A 16,701-nucleotide genomic window follows, 5' to 3' on the forward strand; every position below is an offset into this window, starting at 1 on the left:
ATGAGTGATCAGGAATTCGATTTAAGCAAAATTAGAAACATCGGTATCATGGCGCATATCGATGCAGGAAAAACGACAACTACAGAAAGAATTCTTTATTACGCTGGAAGGACTCATAAAATTGGTGAGGTTCATGAAGGCGGAGCTACCATGGACTGGATGGAGCAGGAGCAAGAAAGAGGAATCACCATTACCTCTGCTGCAACAACTGTTTTCTGGTTGGATTGTAAAATCAACATTATTGACACTCCTGGTCACGTAGACTTCACTATTGAAGTTGAAAGATCTCTCCGTGTTTTAGATGGTGCCGTAGCTGTATTTGACGCGGTATCTGGAGTCGAACCTCAGTCAGAAACTGTATGGAGACAGGCGAATAAGTACGGTGTTCCCCGGATTGCTTTCGTAAACAAAATGGACCGTATGGGTGCGAATTATTTCGCAGCTGTAGAGTCTATGAAAGAAAAGCTTGGTGCTAACGCTATTCCTGTACACTGTCCTATTGGCGCTGAAAGCCAATTTGTTGGGATGGTCGATCTTATTTCTCAGAAAGCTCTATATTTCTTAGATGAAACTCTAGGGGCTAAATGGGAAGAACGTGAAATTCCTGAAGATCTGAAAGAGAAATGTGCAGAACTTCGCTATGCTCTTCTTGAAGAGCTAGCTACAGTAGATGAGGGCAACGAAGCTTTCATGATGAAAGTACTTGAAGATCCCGATTCCATTACTGAAGAAGAAATTCACCAAGTCATGCGCAAAGGTGTTATTGAAAATAAGATTAACCCTGTGTTGTGCGGAACCGCTTTTAAAAACAAAGGTGTGCAGCAACTTCTTAATGTTATCGTAAAATGGTTGCCTTCCCCTAAAGATCGTGGCATCATTCACGGAATTAATTTAAAAAATAACGAAGAAGTTCATTTAGAGCCTAGAAAAGATGGGCCTTTAGCTGCTCTTGCGTTCAAAATTATGACAGACCCTTACGTTGGTCGTATTACCTTTATCCGTATCTATTCCGGAACGCTTAAAAAAGGTTCAGCTATCCTTAACTCTACTAAGGATAAGAAAGAACGTATCTCACGTTTATTAGAAATGCACGCCAATGAGAGAACCGATAGAGATGAGTTTACTGTTGGTGATATTGGTGCTTGCGTTGGTTTGAAATATTCAGTTACAGGGGATACCCTCTGTGATGATAATCAGGAAATTGTTCTTGAGCGTATTGAAATCCCTGAACCTGTGATCGACATGGCTATTGAGCCAAAGTCTAAGGGCGATAGAGAGAAATTAGCTCAAGCGTTGAATGCTCTTTCTGAAGAAGATCCTACGTTCCGCGTGACCTCAAACGAAGAAACCGGACAAACAATTATTTCCGGAATGGGTGAGCTACATTTAGATATTCTTCGCGATCGTATGATCCGCGAATTTAAAGTGGAAGCTAATGTCGGTAAACCTCAAGTTTCTTATAAAGAAACAATTACCAAAAACGGCAGTAGCGAAACTAAATATGTAAAACAGTCTGGTGGTCGTGGACAATATGCTCACGTTTGCCTCGAGATCGAGCCAAATGAACCAGGGAAAGGGAATGAAGTTGTCAGCAAAATTGTTGGAGGTGTCATTCCTAGAGAATATATTCCCGCGGTTATGAAAGGTGTGGAAGAAGGCTTAAATACAGGAGTTCTTGCAGGCTATGGTTTGGTCGATGTTAAAGTAAGCATCGTATTTGGATCATATCACGAAGTGGATTCCAGTGAGATGGCATTTAAAATATGCGGTTCGATGGCTGTGAAAGAAGCTTGTAGAAAAGCTGCTCCAGTAATTTTAGAACCTATTATGAAAGTTGCAGTAACCACTCCTGAGGATCATTTAGGAGATGTTATTGGTGATTTAAATCGTCGTCGTGGCAAGATCTTGGGCCAAGAATCTTCACGAAGTATGGCGCAAGTGAATGCGGAGGTTCCTTTAAGTGAGATGTTTGGATATACAACATCTTTAAGATCTTTGACTTCCGGAAGAGCAACATCAACAATGGAACCCGCCTTCTTTGCTAAGGTTCCTCAAAAAATTCAAGAAGAGATTGTTAAGAAGTAAGGAATATATGAAGCAGCAGAAACAGAAAATTCGTATTCGTCTGAAAGGATTCGATCAAGGGCAGCTAGATCGATCAACTGCAGATATTGTTGAGACTGCTAAAAGAACAGGCGCTCGTGTAGCAGGCCCTATTCCTTTGCCTACAAAGAGGGAAGTGTACACTGTGTTGCGTTCTCCTCACGTAGACAAGAAGTCTAGGGAGCAGTTTGAAATTCGCACCCATAAGCGTTTAATAGATATCCTGGATCCTACAGGAAAAACTATAGATGCCTTAAAAATGTTAGCTCTTCCAGCAGGGGTTGATATTAAGATTAAGGCTGCTTAATTTAGTTCGGCTTGGCCATGCATTTATTAGAGAAATTTAAGGCTCAGAGGGTTTCTCTTCTCTCGCGAGAGCTCGTTTCTTGTTGCGATTCTAGCATTGCTTCTTCCGATGCAGGCCATGTCTATCAGCTGTTTTTCAATACAACAAATTCTAATCTATCTTATAAGGTAGGGGATTCTTTAGGTATATTCCCTAAGAATTCTTTAAGTGTTGTTGGGAAGATTCTCGAGTGTCTAGGTTATTCTCCAAAACAACTAGTGCAAACTCGAGAATCCTCTCACATTACATTCTATGACTTCCTAAGATGTCATGCAAACATAGATAAAATACCTGCAAAACTTAAGTCTTTTTTCCCTGATGTAGAGGATTCCACCTCCCTCTATGATGCTATCCAAAAATATCAACCCACGATCTCTTTAGAGCTATTTACACAAAGTGTATTACCTTTGTTACCCCGATTTTATTCCATAGCTTCTGCTCCACATCCTACTGAGGGCAAGATAGAACTTCTAGTACGGCTTGTGAGCTATTCTGGAGAGTATGAACAACGTCATGGAGTATGTTCCTTCTTTTTATGTAAGGAATTAGAAATAGGCGAGGAATGTTACGCGTTTGTACAGCCTACCAAGCATTTTACTATTGGAGATCATGTTCAGAATAAGCCTATTGTTATGATTGGTTCAGGAACAGGAATTGCTCCATATAAAGGTTTTGTACAACAGCGCATTTATAATAATGATCCTGGAATGAACCTTCTCTTTTTCGGAGAGCGATTCGAAAAGGCCAATTTCTACTATCAAAATTTTTGGAAGAAAGCGATTAAAAACGAGTTGTTGAAGCTTTTCTTGGCATTTTCTCGTGACGGGGATCAAAAGATCTACGTACAAGATCTGCTCAGAAAAGAAAGAGAACTCGTTTTACGAGCATGCGAAGAGGGAGCTCACTTTTTTGTCTGTGGTAGTAAAACATTGGGAAGTGAAGTTAAAAAGACTCTGGAAGATATCCTAGGCAAAGATAAGCTCTCCCAATTAAAGGAAGAGCGTCGTTATGTTATCGATGTTTATTAATTGCAATACTCTGCAACTGTGAGTACGCAAAAGCATTGTACACCGTCGCCACAGCCAAAATCACTCAATCCTTCTCCAGAAGTCGCAGTAATACCTACAGAGCCTAAAGGAATATTTAAAGCTGAGGCAATACTTTGTCTCATGGCAGAGAGTTTTGGCAGAAATTTAGGGCGATTTCCTTCAATAGTAATCGCTACGTGGGAAATCATTTGGTTCGATTTTAAAGATTTTATAGCTTCGGATAAATACACACTACTGTCGGTAATGCCGCGAGTGTGGAAAAGCTCATCGGCGACTTCTCCTAATATGATTCTATGAGTTACAGAAGAAATGGCATTGCAAATAGCATGGAAGACGATATCACCATCAGAATTGGCTTGGAAACCAGGACTGTTTTCAAAGATTACCCCAGCTAAAATGCAGGGCTTTGCAGAACTTTCTGAGAGAAAACGATGGCTATCTTGCCCGATTCCTACACGATAAATCCATTGCGGTTTAGGCAAAGGAGAGTCATTTTCTGCGTCCATATTTTATTGTACCGTTTTAACATTCCTTATTTTGAGATTATTCCATTTTTAATTGGTAGATCACCGTATACCTCAATCTACAGAGGTTATACCGCGACTAAAAGTCTCGTGGAAAAATATACAAAATAATCAGAATTCACGCACCTATACATATGTAAAAATTCTTTCTTTGAAACATTAACTAGCCTATAAAAACATTATTTTAATTTTCTTCTTAACACAATAATTTATTTACAGACGTTAAGAAAACAATTTATTTTTAATCTAAAATAGTTGATAATAATACGATTTTTTACCAATACGGGTCTTATTTACAATTATGCAGATTAGATTTCAGACAACCGAAGAGTTTGATGAGGTAATAGGACGAGTATTTCCTAGCAGCTGCCATATGGTGTTTCCTAGAGATGATGATGGCCTTTGGGATACCTCTTATGATTGGGATCTAACACATCCTTTTGCTTTGAAAAATTCTGTTTTAGCAGCCATTCCATTGATTGGATCAATTATGGGATTGATCAAATTATTCACTGTTTGGTCTGTGAGCCCATATGGTGAAAGTAAAGTAAAGATAGCTACCTACACCATCACAGGACTCATGGAATTGTGTGGTCTAGGGATTGTTCTCCTAGCATTAAAAATTCTCTATTTATTTTTTAAAACTATTTGCGCTCTATTTAAAAACATTTCTTTTAGGAATGGAGGGGAGCAAATTTCTTCTGCAAACTTGCAAAATCGAAGTTTTCAATCCGCAGGTCTAATTTTTTCGTAAACTCTTTGATTAGAGCTTATGTTCTTAGAAATATCATTGCTTTAAAGCGAATATTTCCTTATGATAACCTACTGAAATGGCTGGATAGCTCAGTTGGTAGAGCAGAGGATTGAAGATCCTTGTGTCGTCGGTTCGACCCCGGCTCCGGCCATACTCGGTTAACGTTCAACGTGTCTAGTTTTTCTTGAAAAACTAAAATCAAGGACTTTGTATTTTTTATAATTTCAAAGTTTGCTAAAGTATTTAGCAAATCTATTGAGTCCTAAGCACAGAATAAAGAATCATAAGGAAAGAATTAATGAAGTCTTACGCGATAATTCAGACCGGAAGCAAACAATATCAGGTTTCTGAAGGGGATGTAATTGACGTCGAATTATTAGACGGCATTTCCGAAGGGCAAGAAATTGTTTTCGATCAAGTGTTGTTTACTTTTGATGGATCTAAAGTTTCTTTAGGGACTCCCATTGTAAAGGATGCTGTGGTGAAAGGTCAGCTACTCTCTCAAGTTCGTGGAGAAAAAGTAACGGCCTATAAATACAAAAGACGTAAAAATTATCATCGTAAGACTGGTCACCGTCAGAACTATCTTAGAGTGAAAATTAGCAATCTAGTGATTTAATTGGTGGAAAACTAAAGGGATTTTGAAATGGCACATAAGAAAGGTCAGGGAGCAAGCCGTAACGGTCGCGATTCAGAGTCAAAGCGTCTCGGTATGAAAGTGGGCGCAGGGCAAAGAGTTTCCACAGGAAGTATTCTTGTAAGACAAAGAGGTACTAAGTGGCATCCTTCACAAAACGTAGGTAGAGGTCGTGACGACACTTTATTTGCTTTGGTGGACGGTATTGTGGTCACTAAGAAGACAGATCGTACATACATTTCTGTTCTTCCAGAATAAGTCTTAAAGAGACTCTTCAAAAACTCATTTATCTTAGGAAGCTCTATTTTTTGCTCACGCATAAAATGGAGCTTTTCTGTTTTTAACAGGGTTTACGATTTGGGGATAAGTATACAATGTTTTTAGATCAGATTACTATAGAGTTGCGCGCTGGGAAAGGCGGCAATGGTGTTGTAGCATGGAGAAAGGAGAAATACCTACCAAAAGGTGGTCCTTACGGTGGTAATGGCGGCGTCGGTGGATCCATTATTATTGAATCAGCTACACATGTATACTCTTTCGAATCTTATAGAAATATACGCTTTTTAAAAGCCGAAGATGGACAATCTGGAGCTACGAATAATCGTTCCGGAAGAAATGGGAAAGATTTAGTCTTAGTCGTCCCTGAAGGAACATTATTACGGGATGTAGAGACTCGGGAGATTATTTATGATTTTGCTAAAGACGGAGAACGTTTAGTCATTTGCCGCGGAGGCAAAGGTGGTAAGGGAAATACTTTTTTCAAGACATCTACCAACCGTGCTCCTACAAAAGCTACTCCAGGGAAACCTGGGGAAGTGCGCCAAGTCGAGCTAGAGTTAAAACTCATTGCAGACATCGGTCTTGTGGGCTTTCCAAATGCTGGGAAATCTACGTTGTTTAATACTCTTGCTAAAACAGAAGTTAAGGTAGGGGCTTATCCATTTACTACACTGCAACCTGTATTAGGTTTAGTTCCTTGTCGAGAGAAGTTGTATCAAAAACCGTGGATTATTGCAGATATTCCCGGAATCATAGAGGGCGCACATCAAAATCGTGGTCTAGGATTAGACTTTTTAAGACACATTGAACGCACGAGATTGTTATTATTTGTCGTTGATATTTGTGGATGTGAGAGATCATCTCCGGAAGAAGACTTACGTATTCTTATGGATGAGCTTTTGCATTATAAAGAAGATCTTGCTGATAAAGGTAGGATCATTGCTTTAAATAAGATCGATGATCTTCTTCCTGATGAGAGACAGGAACGTCTGGAGAATTTTCAAAGGCTCTTTCCGTCTGAGCAGTTCGTGATGTTATCTGGACTTACTGGAGAAGGAGTAGATTTGCTCAACAGCCTTTTCACAAATAGACTGAGTGTATAAACAATACCCATCAAAATAGCGATTGTTGGTCCTGCAGGGAAATCCAAGGCGTAGGCAAGAACGATTCCGGAAAATGAGCATAAAATGTTTAAGAGAACGGAAATGATCATAATATGAATCATTCTATGGGAAAACCTACAAGCAATCGATATAGGCAAAACAAGCATGCTTAGCATTAAGATAACGCCCATGATGTAAATTAGCATAACGATGGTAATTGCTGTTAAGATTAGCAAAAGAAAGTACCACGTTTGTACAGAGTAGCGACTGAGCATCATGTATTTCTCATCGAAACATAAGGCGAGAAATCGTGTATGGCAGAGCGCTACAGTTGCCAGAACAATAACGTCTAATATCCCCAAACTATAGAGATCTCCGGTGGTTACCCAAAGAATATTCCCAAAAAGGAAATTCACTAACTCTGAATTAAAAGCCGGTAATTGAGAGATAAAGATAATCCCAATCGCCATCCCTACAGACCAAATCATAGCAATGAGGGCATCCTCTCTTTCTTGATACTTGAGATGAATTTTCCCAATGCAGATTGCGAGGATTATTGCTCCGATTACCGCTCCGTACATGGGAGAAAACTCAAGATTTAGCCGGTATTGGATCCATAAGGTGAGACCAATCCCTCCTAAAATAGAGTGGGAGATACTCCCACTAATAGAAACGATGCGTTTGACTACGATATATGTTCCTACAACGCCCCCAGCGATAGAGGCTCCTAAAGCTGCAAGTAACGATGGGAGAAGTAACGCTGGGAGGATATGATCAAAAAAAGAAATCATAGATCAACCTTTTTGTCGAAAGAATCACAGCAAAACTCTTGAGGTATCGTTGGGGTATTTGTGAGTGTTGTTAGAGTTCTACTCATATAAAATACTTTATTGAAGTGACTAGTTGTATGATGTAAATCATGGGTGATCATGAGAATTGTACAGCGATCATTAAGTTCTGAGAGAATCTGTAGAATGCGTTGTTGATTTTCAGGATCGATATTTGCTGTAGGTTCATCAAGAATGAGTAATTTAGGATGAGATGCCAGAGCTCTAGCCAGGAGTACTCTTTGTATCTGTCCTCCAGATAGGTGAGAAAAGCACCTATCCTTATGGTGTAAAAGACCTACTGTTTCTAGGGCTTGCTCAGCAAATTCATGATCGCATTTAGCATATTTCCCATGCCAGCGAAGAAAAGAAAGTCTTCCTGATAGCACAACCTCTTTTACAGAAATGGGGAAGGAAAAGTCGTAGGAGAAGTGCTGGGGGACCCAACCAATGGTTAACTCGGATTCTTTTTTACATGTAGAAAATGTTTTTAGAGTTCCTAGTGTAGGTTTTAATAACTTTAGCATGAGCATAGCTAAGGTTGTTTTCCCTCCACCATTGGGGCCTATAATACCGACAAAGTCTCCTTCATGAATCATGAAGGAGACTTTATTGATGATCCAGGGGCTTTTCGGTCCATAACGGAAAGAAAGATCCTTAACAAGTATTTGTACTGTCATAAATTAGCAAGGGTTGTTGCTATGGTTTTCAGGTTATTTATAACGTGTTCTTCATAGGGATCTAAGTTTACTGTATCCATGTGGAAGCGTTCAGCAAGCATAGCGCTACTACGCTTACCGGCATGACGAAGTAAAATCATAGAAGAAATCCCATGCTCTCGAATACTTTGAGCCGTGCGGATAACATCTTTTGGAGAGGGGTCAGCATGATTGCTCTTTTCAACAACATGTTGGAAAAAATTGTAATCTCTGCAGAAATAACCAAAGGCTCCATGTGCGACTAAAATATGACGCTGCTTAGCAGCAGAGGTGATTTCCTGAATCTCTATATCTAAAGCTTCTAGAGTTTTAAGTAGCTTTTCTCCGTTATTTTGATATAGCGCGGTATGTTCTGGAAAATGCAAACATAGAGCTTCTACAATAGAGGCGACTTGTATTTTTAAATTTTTCGGACTTAGCCAGGTGTGGGTATCAAAGCTGTGAAAGTGCTGTGCGCATCCCGTATACCCAGGAATGACTTGAACATTTTTATTGAGATCTACTTGAGGACAAGAAACATTTTTTTCACAGGCCTTCTCGAAATTCTCTCCCATACGAAACCAAAGTTGCGCACGAAGAAGTTTTTCCATATGACGGGGAGATAATTCATAGGTATGAGGATCATAGTTATTAGTAACTATAGAGCATACCTCACAAGTATCCCCCGCTATCTGTTCAACAAGGAACTTATAAGGAACTATACTAACGAGAACATGTTTGTGTTCTAGTTTAGAGTCTCCAAAAGCGTGTGAACAGCAAAAGAAGAACAAAAGAAAGATATATATTCTACGCATGATCTAAATAGATTGATGAACGCAGCCATTATCCTATTGACCCGCAATTTTAATAAAGAATGAATTCAAAATAGCTTTGTAGATTTTTTAAACATTCTTTGCATTTAGACGAATCTTGATAAAAATGGACACATTGAGATATCTTCAGATCAAGTTTTTCGAAAGAATATCCTTATTTGGCTAGTGGAGAGGTGTCCGAGTGGCTTAAGGAGCACGCTTGGAAAGCGTGTGTGCGTTAACGCGTACCGAGGGTTCGAATCCCTCTCTCTCCGTCAACTTTCTAAAAATCTATTCTTCCCCACAACACCAGTTTGTTAACTAAAAATAAAAGTTGAGAAATATCCTTTTCTATTTTTTATTCTTGTATATCAAGAATATTTGCTTTAATGTGTTCTGATTTTTCAATTCTCTAGAACCTTTAAACGTGTGAATCTTTGCTGTTTAGACGAAAAAAAGTTTTTAGAACCTGCTCGAGTTAATACTTGCGAAGGGAGTTGTGTTCATTTCTGTTCTTAAAGATTTTCTTTAGGAATATGTTAACTTCTTCTCTCTTGCGTAAACGTGTGTATATGTAGGGAGGAAACCTTTGGAAGAAGACTTTTTCAAACTCATTCTAATCACCGATAGACAAAACATCCCTATGGAGGAATACCTGGACTTTGTATCCGCTTGCGTGCAATCGGGAGTGACTGCAGTTCAACTTCGTGAAAAGGGACTTTCGCATAGGGAGCTTCTAAGTTTTGGAGGAGCATTAAAATCCATTTTAGACCCTTTGGATATCCCTTTAATTGTTAGCGATAGCGTATCTGTATGTTTAGATTTGGATGCTTCAGGTGTCCATTTAGGACAAACAGATGGGGATGTTATAGAAGCTAGAGAGCTTCTAGGCCCTGATAAAATTATAGGATGGAATGTCCATACTCTTGATCAGCTGCTCAACGCTAATACTTTACCCATTGATTATTTAGGATTAAGTGCGTTGTTTGCGACTGAGAATAAGCCTGAAGCTACTGATCTTTGGGGTTTTTCTGGTTTAGAGCAAGCCGTTTCTCTATGTGAACACCCTATAGTTGCCGTTGGCGGTATTGATGAAAGTAATGCCGGAAATGTTGTAGAAGCTGGTGCTGCGGGGATTGCCGCTATAGGCGCATTCCATTCTGCGCACAATCCAGGTTTAGCAACAAAAGCACTAAGAGAAATTGTTGATAGGGGACTTAGATGCTAGAGCAGATGTATGAAGCATTGCAACGTTTAAGAAAGGAAAAGCCTGTAATTTTAAATATTACAAACTACGTTTCTATGGATTTCCTCGCCAATTGCTTTCTAGCTATTGGAGCATCACCTATTATGAGTGTCTCTGATTTAGAGTTGGAAGAGTTAATAGGACTGAGTTCTGCGGTTTATCTGAACATTGGGACTTTAGATCATCTATTTATCCAAAGATCTTACAGAGCAGTAGATATTGCTATCAGGCAAAACAAGCCGATAATTTTTGATCCGGTAGGTTCAGGGACGACAAAAATTAGAACAGAGGTTTCCCATCATCTTCTTGCCCACTCTACGATTGTTCGAGGAAATGCTAGTAAGATTCTTTCTTTCGGAGATCTTTCTATAAAAACACGTGGTGTAGATTCTGCTAACACCACGCATGATGCTAAAGAAACAGCAATTGCTTTAGCTAATGAATGTTTATGTGGTTGTGCTATTGCTGTTACCGGCGCTGTAGATTTTATTACTGATGGGAAGCGTAGTGCAACTATAGAGCTGGGAGATCCGTTAATGTCTCATGTTACGGGCATGGGGTGTTCTTTAACAGGAGTCCTTGCTGCGTTTAGATCAGTAATTGACGATTCTTTTGAAGCTGCACGATTAGGTGTAGAATACTTCTCTCTTTGTGGCATGTTGGCTCGTGAGCGTTGTGAAGGTCCTGGGCTATTCAAAGCCTATTTTCTTGATGAACTCTACGCTGCGGACTTTGATAGAATGCGTCGTTATTACGAGCAATAGAAGTTTTAAGCAGTCTACTCTTTAGAACGCATTCTCGTTCTATCTTTAGTTTTGTAATTGAGAACCTATGTAGGTTCTACAATTACAAAACAAGTTATCTAGAACAAATCCTTAGCTTACTAGCCCTAGAAGATCATACGTGCGCCGCAGTTGGCTATTTGTGTTAACGAAGACATTCCAGCATCTACAGTATAGGTACCATAGAGTGTCCAGTATGGTCCTAGATAGATTTGTGAACTACACTCCATTCTTCCTGTGTTTCTTGCAGGAATTACACTAGAAACTTCACCAGTTTGTCCTGTGGAATTAATTCTGTAAGTACATTCAGGATGATTTCTATAAATCACAGGAACATAAGCAACAGAGAGCTTGTTGTACATCAGGATATCGTGATGTAATAAAGCTCCTTCAAAGACGAAACCTAAAGGTGTAGCTAGGTTTCTATAAGCGAAAGAGTTGAATGTTCTAGGATCGTAGTCAACTTCTGTAAATTGCTTTTGACGTACTCCTGTATATTCTGCTTCTGAGTAGAAGGAGAATCTTGTCGTCGAGTTATGAGAAGGCTCTTTTAAATCAAGAACGATACGAATATCAAATAACCAGCCGAGATCTTCCCAATTTCCAAGATTGCGCTCTTGAATGGTTGGGTAGTAGGTGGTTGTATCGTGCTTCATATAGCCATAAGTCACCAACCCTTGGAAAAGTATGGGGCGAGGAGCTTTTGTTTGTCTATGAGGTAAATAGAAGGATCTACCCGCATATAACGTTCCTTGGAAAGAGTGATCGGAACCTTTATGCTTGTATTGCCCAGCAGTCTTTTCAGATTTAGCATGTCCGAAGACTTGGCTAAATGAAGCTCCTAGAATAAACTCAGGGCGTGGTTTAGCATCTATAGCGAGTGAGTAGCCACGGCTATGGTAAGAGAAGGATCTTGCCTCTTCTCCTTCATCTTTTTGTAAGAAGGATCCGATACCGCATAACCAAAGGTTATTGTAAGCAGCGTCGTCAAACCGTGCGTTATTAAGCATGTTGTTGACGATACCCTGTTTTACGGCAATCAGGGAGTTTTGAGAACCGAGAATAGAGTTCACATAGAAGTAATTGTCACGAGGAATATAGACCCAGCGACGGTATTCTTCAAACTTCCAGTTAGCTTGTAGCTTGCCATTTGTATTTGTTGTATCTAGTGTCCAGGTACCAATATAACCTTTTTTAGGTTTGGTATCCCCAGCTAAAGTTAGATCAGAAATCTCTACCTTGCTAGAGTCTGGGAGTTTCAATAACTCAATTTGACGATCTTGACCTAAGTCAGGATTTTGGTAGAAGACTCCCGAAGGATCGATAAGGGTCAGTATTCCTGTTAGATAGATTTTTTCCTGATTTACATCAGGTTGAGCTTTATTCGCTTGTACAAGCGCTTTCTTCTCACCTTTTTGACCTTTAGGTCCTGCTACTCGCGTAGGCTCCACGCCTAATTTCAAAGCAGGAGGGGAAGCAGCGTTGCCGTCTTGGGCAAGAACCTCACTAAAATCAATAGTAAGGTTATTAATTGCTATACCTCCGGTCGTTCCGCCGCTACCACCTGTAGGTTTTCGTGTGGATAATATGGATCCTGGTCCCATAACGAGAGAAGATCCAGCTTTCTGATCAAAGGAAATAACATTCAACTCTGCATTTTTTCCTAATACTAATGTCCCGCTGTGTAAAACAGCCTTTTGAGGAATGAAGGACTTATGCTCATGAAGCTCTCCGGAGAATAGTATGGTTCCCGTGTAGCTTGATGGAGTCCCTGGAGATGAAGAGGGGGCTTTGTTGATGTCTAGAGTATTGTAACCACTAGTTTTAGATGTTGTGATGTTTACAGCATCATAGAAATTGATGGATTGATTTTCAGCAGCATTAAGAGTGAGCTTAACTTTCCCTGCTATACTACAAAAAGACGTGGCGTCTTGCTGTGCTGTAGGTAGGCATTGGTTGTTTTTAAATGTGATGTTACCACTTAAAGCTGTAAGATTAAGCACAGCATCATCACTGCCGCTAGCAGGTTCTCCATAAATTGCAGCGCCTAAGTTTTTAACAGAAGCTGTTTGATTTGATCCTTGAGTGTTTGTTGCTGGAGTTTGTGCTAAGGTGACCTTGTTATTCAGGAACGACACAGACGCAGAAGCTGTAATGTCTGCCTGTTTTGTGAAATAAATCGCACTACCATCGTTTGCAGAACTATTGTTGGAGAAGTTCATGTATCCTTTTGGAATGGATAGGGTAGCTGCGTAGATAGTTCCACGATTTTTAGCTATGTTTTCTTCAAAGTAACAGTAGGAGGAATCGGTAAATTCTACCTTGCCGTCTGAACCGTTTGTGCTATTTTTACAGCCGATTGCCGAGCCATTTTCTGCCGAGTTGCCTTGGAAAAATAGTGCTTGGTTTCCTGTGAATGTAACGCTAGTTGTTCCTGCAATAGCCCCACCAAAGGTTCCCTTTGGAGTGATTTGTAGAGCTGACCCAGAAGACTCTGATGGAGTGCATAAGGCTGAGTTATTAACAAAGTAGATCGATTGAGAACAATTTTCAATCGTCACAGCAGGAGCATAGATAGCCCCACCTGCTACCTGGCCTGTTGTTGCACATCGTTTTGTAGTTGCAGAGTTTTCTGAGAAGGTTAGCTTCCCTTTGCTATTTTGTAGTTTAAAGGAGGTCTTAGCATAGATAGCCCCACCTTGAACATTAGGATCTGTAGGAGAATTATTAGTTGAGAGAGTCGCATTTTTATCAATGGCTTGGTTCCCAGAGAATGTACAATCCCCGACTAATTCTTTTAAGATAAGTTCTTCAGCATAGATAGCACCGCCAATAATGTCTGTAGGAACAGTAGTATTGTTACCAGACTCTGTTTTTACAGCTGAGGTAGTCTCTGCTTTGTTATTGCTTACAGTGAATTCTTCAGGAAGATTTGTGCAGGTAAGTTTTTTCGCATAGATAGCGCCGCCAGCTTCTTTTGCCGTATTTCCTGAGATATTTGAAACTTCAACACCATCAAGAGTCAATTCTTCTGTAAAGTAGAGACCTCCACCAAATTTTCCTGCGGAATTTCCTGAGATATTTAAATGATCAAGACGGGAGATTTTTCCTTTTTTACCGTAAACACCCCCACCATTTTCTGAGGCAGCGTTTTTCGTAACGTTTGTTGTAACGATGAAGTCAACTTTGAAATCCAAATCATCTGGATTAGCTTGTCCAGCAGAACCAACAGCACCATTTGCAGGTATCTCTTGTGTACAAAGACCAGCACCATTTTTAGCTTGGTTTTGATCAATATCAATTAACTCAAGATTGGTGAAGGAGGCTTTCTTAGTGTAAACACCCCCGCCATGTTCCGTAGCTGTATTTCCAGTAATCACAGCACTTCCAAATACAGGACCTGTAGTTGTCGTAGAGGAAGAGTCTGGATTAGGGACGGTAAAAGTAAGCTCTTTGGGAATGTGGGCTCCGCCACCACTTTTGCTGGAGGTGTTGTTTATCAAACAAAAGCTCTCTAAATTTGATAAGTTTAGAGATTTCTCCGCAGCGAGGCAGAGACCCCCACCATTTTCTTCGGCAACGTTACCCTTAAAGAGTGTTTTCCCTGTAAGGTTGGAGAATGTCACATCGCTTTCACAGTAGAGTCCACCACCGGATTTTTTTGAGGTGTTTGTGGTGAATTGTATTCTATGAGAATTTTCACATGTGAGAGTGCCTTTAACATAGGCGCCCCCACCATGATCTGTAGCTTGGTTATTTAGGAATTCTAAAATTGAAGTAATCTTAGATACGCTAAGGTTTTTCTCAACATAGAGACCTCCACCTTTTCCCAAAGGAGGCGTATCAGCAGGTGCAGATTGCTGGGCTGCTGACTGAGAGGAAGCCGCGCCAGTAGCAGCAGAAGCAACAACAGCTTTTTCTTTGGAGGGTATAGTGAGGGTAATGTCGTAGTTGCCAGCTCTGTTAGCTCCAAAATATGCTTGAGATAGGTTTGTGAGCGTTATGTCTCCTAAGCAGTAAATGCCTCCACCACCGGTTTTCCCGTTATTACCGTTAAACTGAGTGAGGGTAGAGGAATCGCTTATTGTAAGATTCTCTTTTGCATAAATGGCACCTCCTTGTGCATCCGCGGAGTTGCTTTGGAATTTTAAATTAGCCACTTTGTCGATGGAGATCGCTTTATTTCCATAAATCGCTCCTCCAGATCCTGTGGCAGTATTTAATATGAACAGGGTATCTTCAGAACCATCATGAATCGTAATGGTATCTAAACCGAAAATGGCGCCCCCACATCCTTTGATAGTAGTGTCTTTTACATCTGGAGCGGCAGCTGGTGCACTGGAAGAAGCAAGAATACTGGAAACTTTAGGAGCCGCTGGCGTTGCAGCAGCTTTTGCTTTTTTCGTTGTTTCGATTTGCTCTTTGATGGTGTCAATAATATGAGGGAATTCTGCAGAGTTTTTCCTGAAAGTCATATCTTTGTAAGTAGAGATGACAATGGCGCCTTGAGCGAAGATGGCACCGCCGTTTCCTGCAGTTTCTGTTGTATATGTAGGGAGCGTAGGAGTTTGAGATCCTGCATCCGCCTTGTTTGTTTGTGCGATATATCCAGGAGAGATGCTTCGTAAACTAGAGGGAGAGGTTCCATCTGGAGTTGCTGGTTGAATAGGGATTAGAGGAACAGGAACGCGCGCAGCGTTATTTGTAAATTCAATAGAATTCAGGATATGTTGAATTGTCAGTGTAGAATCTGTAAATAGAGCGCCCCCAGCTTCTTGAGATAGGTTATCTTTAAAGGTAACATTTTCTAATCCATCAAAAGATATAGGACCTTTGGAGTATACTGCTCCTCCTTTTCCTGTCATTTTGATTAGAGAGCAGGAGATAGATCCTGGATTTCCCGCGTGGGTAATAAATGATAAGGGGCCGCCTTGGTCATTGTAGAAAGCTCCTCCACCTTTAGGGGTAGGAGTGGAAGTCACGCTGTCAGCAGTCGTTGTCGTAGTTGCAATGGGAAAGCTTAGTGCATAAGGTCGTGCAGATGTTAGGTTGCTAAGATCAATATTTCCTTGATGCAATCGCGAAAAATGAGCGCATGATGATGAGCTTAGATTTTGCAGGATAGATAGATACAGCTTTTCACGAGGTTGAAGAAAGCTAATTTGTGCCGTTGCCTGCTGTTGTTTAGTACTGGCTGAACTGTCGGAACCATCTGAGCCGCCGCTTGAAGATTCTGGCTCACTGGGTTGCAGAGGGGGCATGGGCTTAGGGATGGGAATGTTTGTAAATGTTGTAAATGAAACATTCCCCGAGATGATGTACGTCGTTCCAGTGTAATTTTCTGTAGTTTGCGTGAAGTTATTCGACTGAGAATCTGACAAAGAGAACCCAGATCCTCTATAACTGGAGTTTAATTCTTTCGAAACGGGTTCACTAAATACTGTAATCGAGGGGAGCACGGCAGCAAAAACAGCTGTAGCTGATAGCCACTTCATAGAACAAAAACCTACTGCGAACATTCACTGACTAGATATGTGTTAG

General features: G+C 40.4%; 14 protein-coding genes and 2 tRNA genes. 11 read left to right on the forward strand and 5 right to left on the reverse strand.

Annotated features, from left to right (window positions below; translation table 11 throughout):
• The 3 genes from fusA to CCA_RS01010 are packed head-to-tail and all read left to right on the forward strand — an operon-like array spanning position 1 to position 3,477.
• Positions 1-2,085 (forward strand): elongation factor G, encoded by a 2,085-nt coding sequence (gene fusA / locus CCA_RS01000; protein WP_011006163.1) that lies wholly within the window; start codon positions 1-3, stop codon positions 2,083-2,085.
• 7 nt (positions 2,086-2,092) lie between these two features.
• Positions 2,093-2,410 (forward strand): 30S ribosomal protein S10, encoded by a 318-nt coding sequence (rpsJ, locus tag CCA_RS01005; RefSeq protein WP_006342871.1) that lies wholly within the window; start codon positions 2,093-2,095, stop codon positions 2,408-2,410.
• 17 nt (positions 2,411-2,427) lie between these two features.
• Positions 2,428-3,477 (forward strand): sulfite reductase flavoprotein subunit alpha, encoded by a 1,050-nt coding sequence (locus CCA_RS01010; protein ID WP_041462198.1) that lies wholly within the window; start codon positions 2,428-2,430, stop codon positions 3,475-3,477.
• Here CCA_RS01010 and ispF read toward each other — a convergent pair.
• Complete coding sequence (gene ispF / locus CCA_RS01015; protein ID WP_011006165.1) at positions 3,474-4,004, reverse strand: 2-C-methyl-D-erythritol 2,4-cyclodiphosphate synthase; 531 nt, start codon at positions 4,002-4,004, stop codon at positions 3,474-3,476. The genes CCA_RS01010 and ispF overlap by 4 nt on opposite strands.
• A gap of 319 nt (positions 4,005-4,323) precedes the next feature.
• On the opposite strand from ispF, the gene CCA_RS01020 reads away from it, so the two are divergent.
• The 5 genes from CCA_RS01020 to obgE all read left to right on the forward strand — a co-directional run bounded on the left by CCA_RS01020 (position 4,324) and on the right by obgE (position 6,795).
• Positions 4,324-4,776: a hypothetical protein gene (locus CCA_RS01020; RefSeq protein WP_011006166.1), complete on the forward strand. Its 453-nt coding sequence runs from the start codon at positions 4,324-4,326 to the stop codon at positions 4,774-4,776.
• A 78-nt stretch (positions 4,777-4,854) separates the two neighbouring features.
• Positions 4,855-4,927: transfer RNA gene (locus CCA_RS01025), tRNA-Phe, on the forward strand.
• 147 nt (positions 4,928-5,074) lie between these two features.
• Positions 5,075-5,395, forward strand: coding sequence for a 50S ribosomal protein L21 (gene rplU, locus CCA_RS01030; protein ID WP_011006167.1), 321 nt, complete (start codon positions 5,075-5,077; stop codon positions 5,393-5,395).
• 27 nt (positions 5,396-5,422) lie between these two features.
• Complete coding sequence (gene rpmA / locus CCA_RS01035) at positions 5,423-5,671, forward strand: 50S ribosomal protein L27 (RefSeq protein ID WP_011006168.1); 249 nt, start codon at positions 5,423-5,425, stop codon at positions 5,669-5,671.
• Positions 5,672-5,787: 116 nt separating this feature from the next.
• Positions 5,788-6,795: a GTPase ObgE gene (obgE, locus tag CCA_RS01040; protein WP_011006169.1), complete on the forward strand. Its 1,008-nt coding sequence runs from the start codon at positions 5,788-5,790 to the stop codon at positions 6,793-6,795.
• On the opposite strand, the gene CCA_RS05220 is transcribed toward obgE, so the two are convergent.
• From CCA_RS05220 to CCA_RS01055, 3 genes are read right to left on the reverse strand one after another with little or no spacing between them, the layout of a single operon-like run.
• The gene (locus CCA_RS05220) at positions 6,693-7,586 is read right to left on the reverse strand and encodes a metal ABC transporter permease (RefSeq protein WP_011006170.1); all 894 of its coding nucleotides are present in this window, start codon (positions 7,584-7,586) and stop codon (positions 6,693-6,695) included. The two genes, obgE and CCA_RS05220, sit on opposite strands and share 103 nt — an antisense overlap.
• Positions 7,583-8,302, reverse strand: coding sequence for a metal ABC transporter ATP-binding protein (locus CCA_RS01050; RefSeq protein ID WP_011006171.1), 720 nt, complete (start codon positions 8,300-8,302; stop codon positions 7,583-7,585). The genes CCA_RS05220 and CCA_RS01050 overlap by 4 nt, the downstream gene beginning before the upstream one ends.
• A complete protein-coding gene (locus CCA_RS01055; protein ID WP_011006172.1) occupies positions 8,299-9,135 on the reverse strand; it encodes a metal ABC transporter solute-binding protein, Zn/Mn family in 837 nt (278 codons plus the stop codon). Before CCA_RS01055 ends, CCA_RS01050 begins: the two co-directional genes overlap by 4 nt.
• 185 nt (positions 9,136-9,320) lie before the next feature.
• Between CCA_RS01055 and CCA_RS01060 the strand changes: the two genes are divergently transcribed.
• The 3 genes from CCA_RS01060 to thiM all read left to right on the forward strand — a co-directional run bounded on the left by CCA_RS01060 (position 9,321) and on the right by thiM (position 11,142).
• Positions 9,321-9,407, forward strand: a tRNA-Ser gene (locus CCA_RS01060).
• A gap of 314 nt (positions 9,408-9,721) precedes the next feature.
• Positions 9,722-10,360, forward strand: a complete 639-nt coding sequence (gene thiE, locus CCA_RS01065) for a thiamine phosphate synthase (protein ID WP_011006173.1) — start codon at positions 9,722-9,724, stop codon at positions 10,358-10,360.
• A complete protein-coding gene (gene thiM / locus CCA_RS01070) occupies positions 10,354-11,142 on the forward strand; it encodes a hydroxyethylthiazole kinase (RefSeq protein ID WP_011006174.1) in 789 nt (262 codons plus the stop codon). The genes thiE and thiM overlap by 7 nt, the downstream gene beginning before the upstream one ends.
• Positions 11,143-11,267: 125 nt before the next feature.
• Here thiM and CCA_RS01075 read toward each other — a convergent pair whose 3' ends face one another.
• The gene (locus CCA_RS01075) at positions 11,268-16,655 is read right to left on the reverse strand and encodes a polymorphic outer membrane protein middle domain-containing protein (protein ID WP_011006175.1); all 5,388 of its coding nucleotides are present in this window, start codon (positions 16,653-16,655) and stop codon (positions 11,268-11,270) included.
• Positions 16,656-16,701 lie beyond the last annotated feature (46 nt).

The sequence above is a fragment of the Chlamydia caviae GPIC genome (assembly GCF_000007605.1).
Classification (GTDB): Bacteria; Chlamydiota; Chlamydiia; order Chlamydiales; family Chlamydiaceae; genus Chlamydia; species Chlamydia caviae.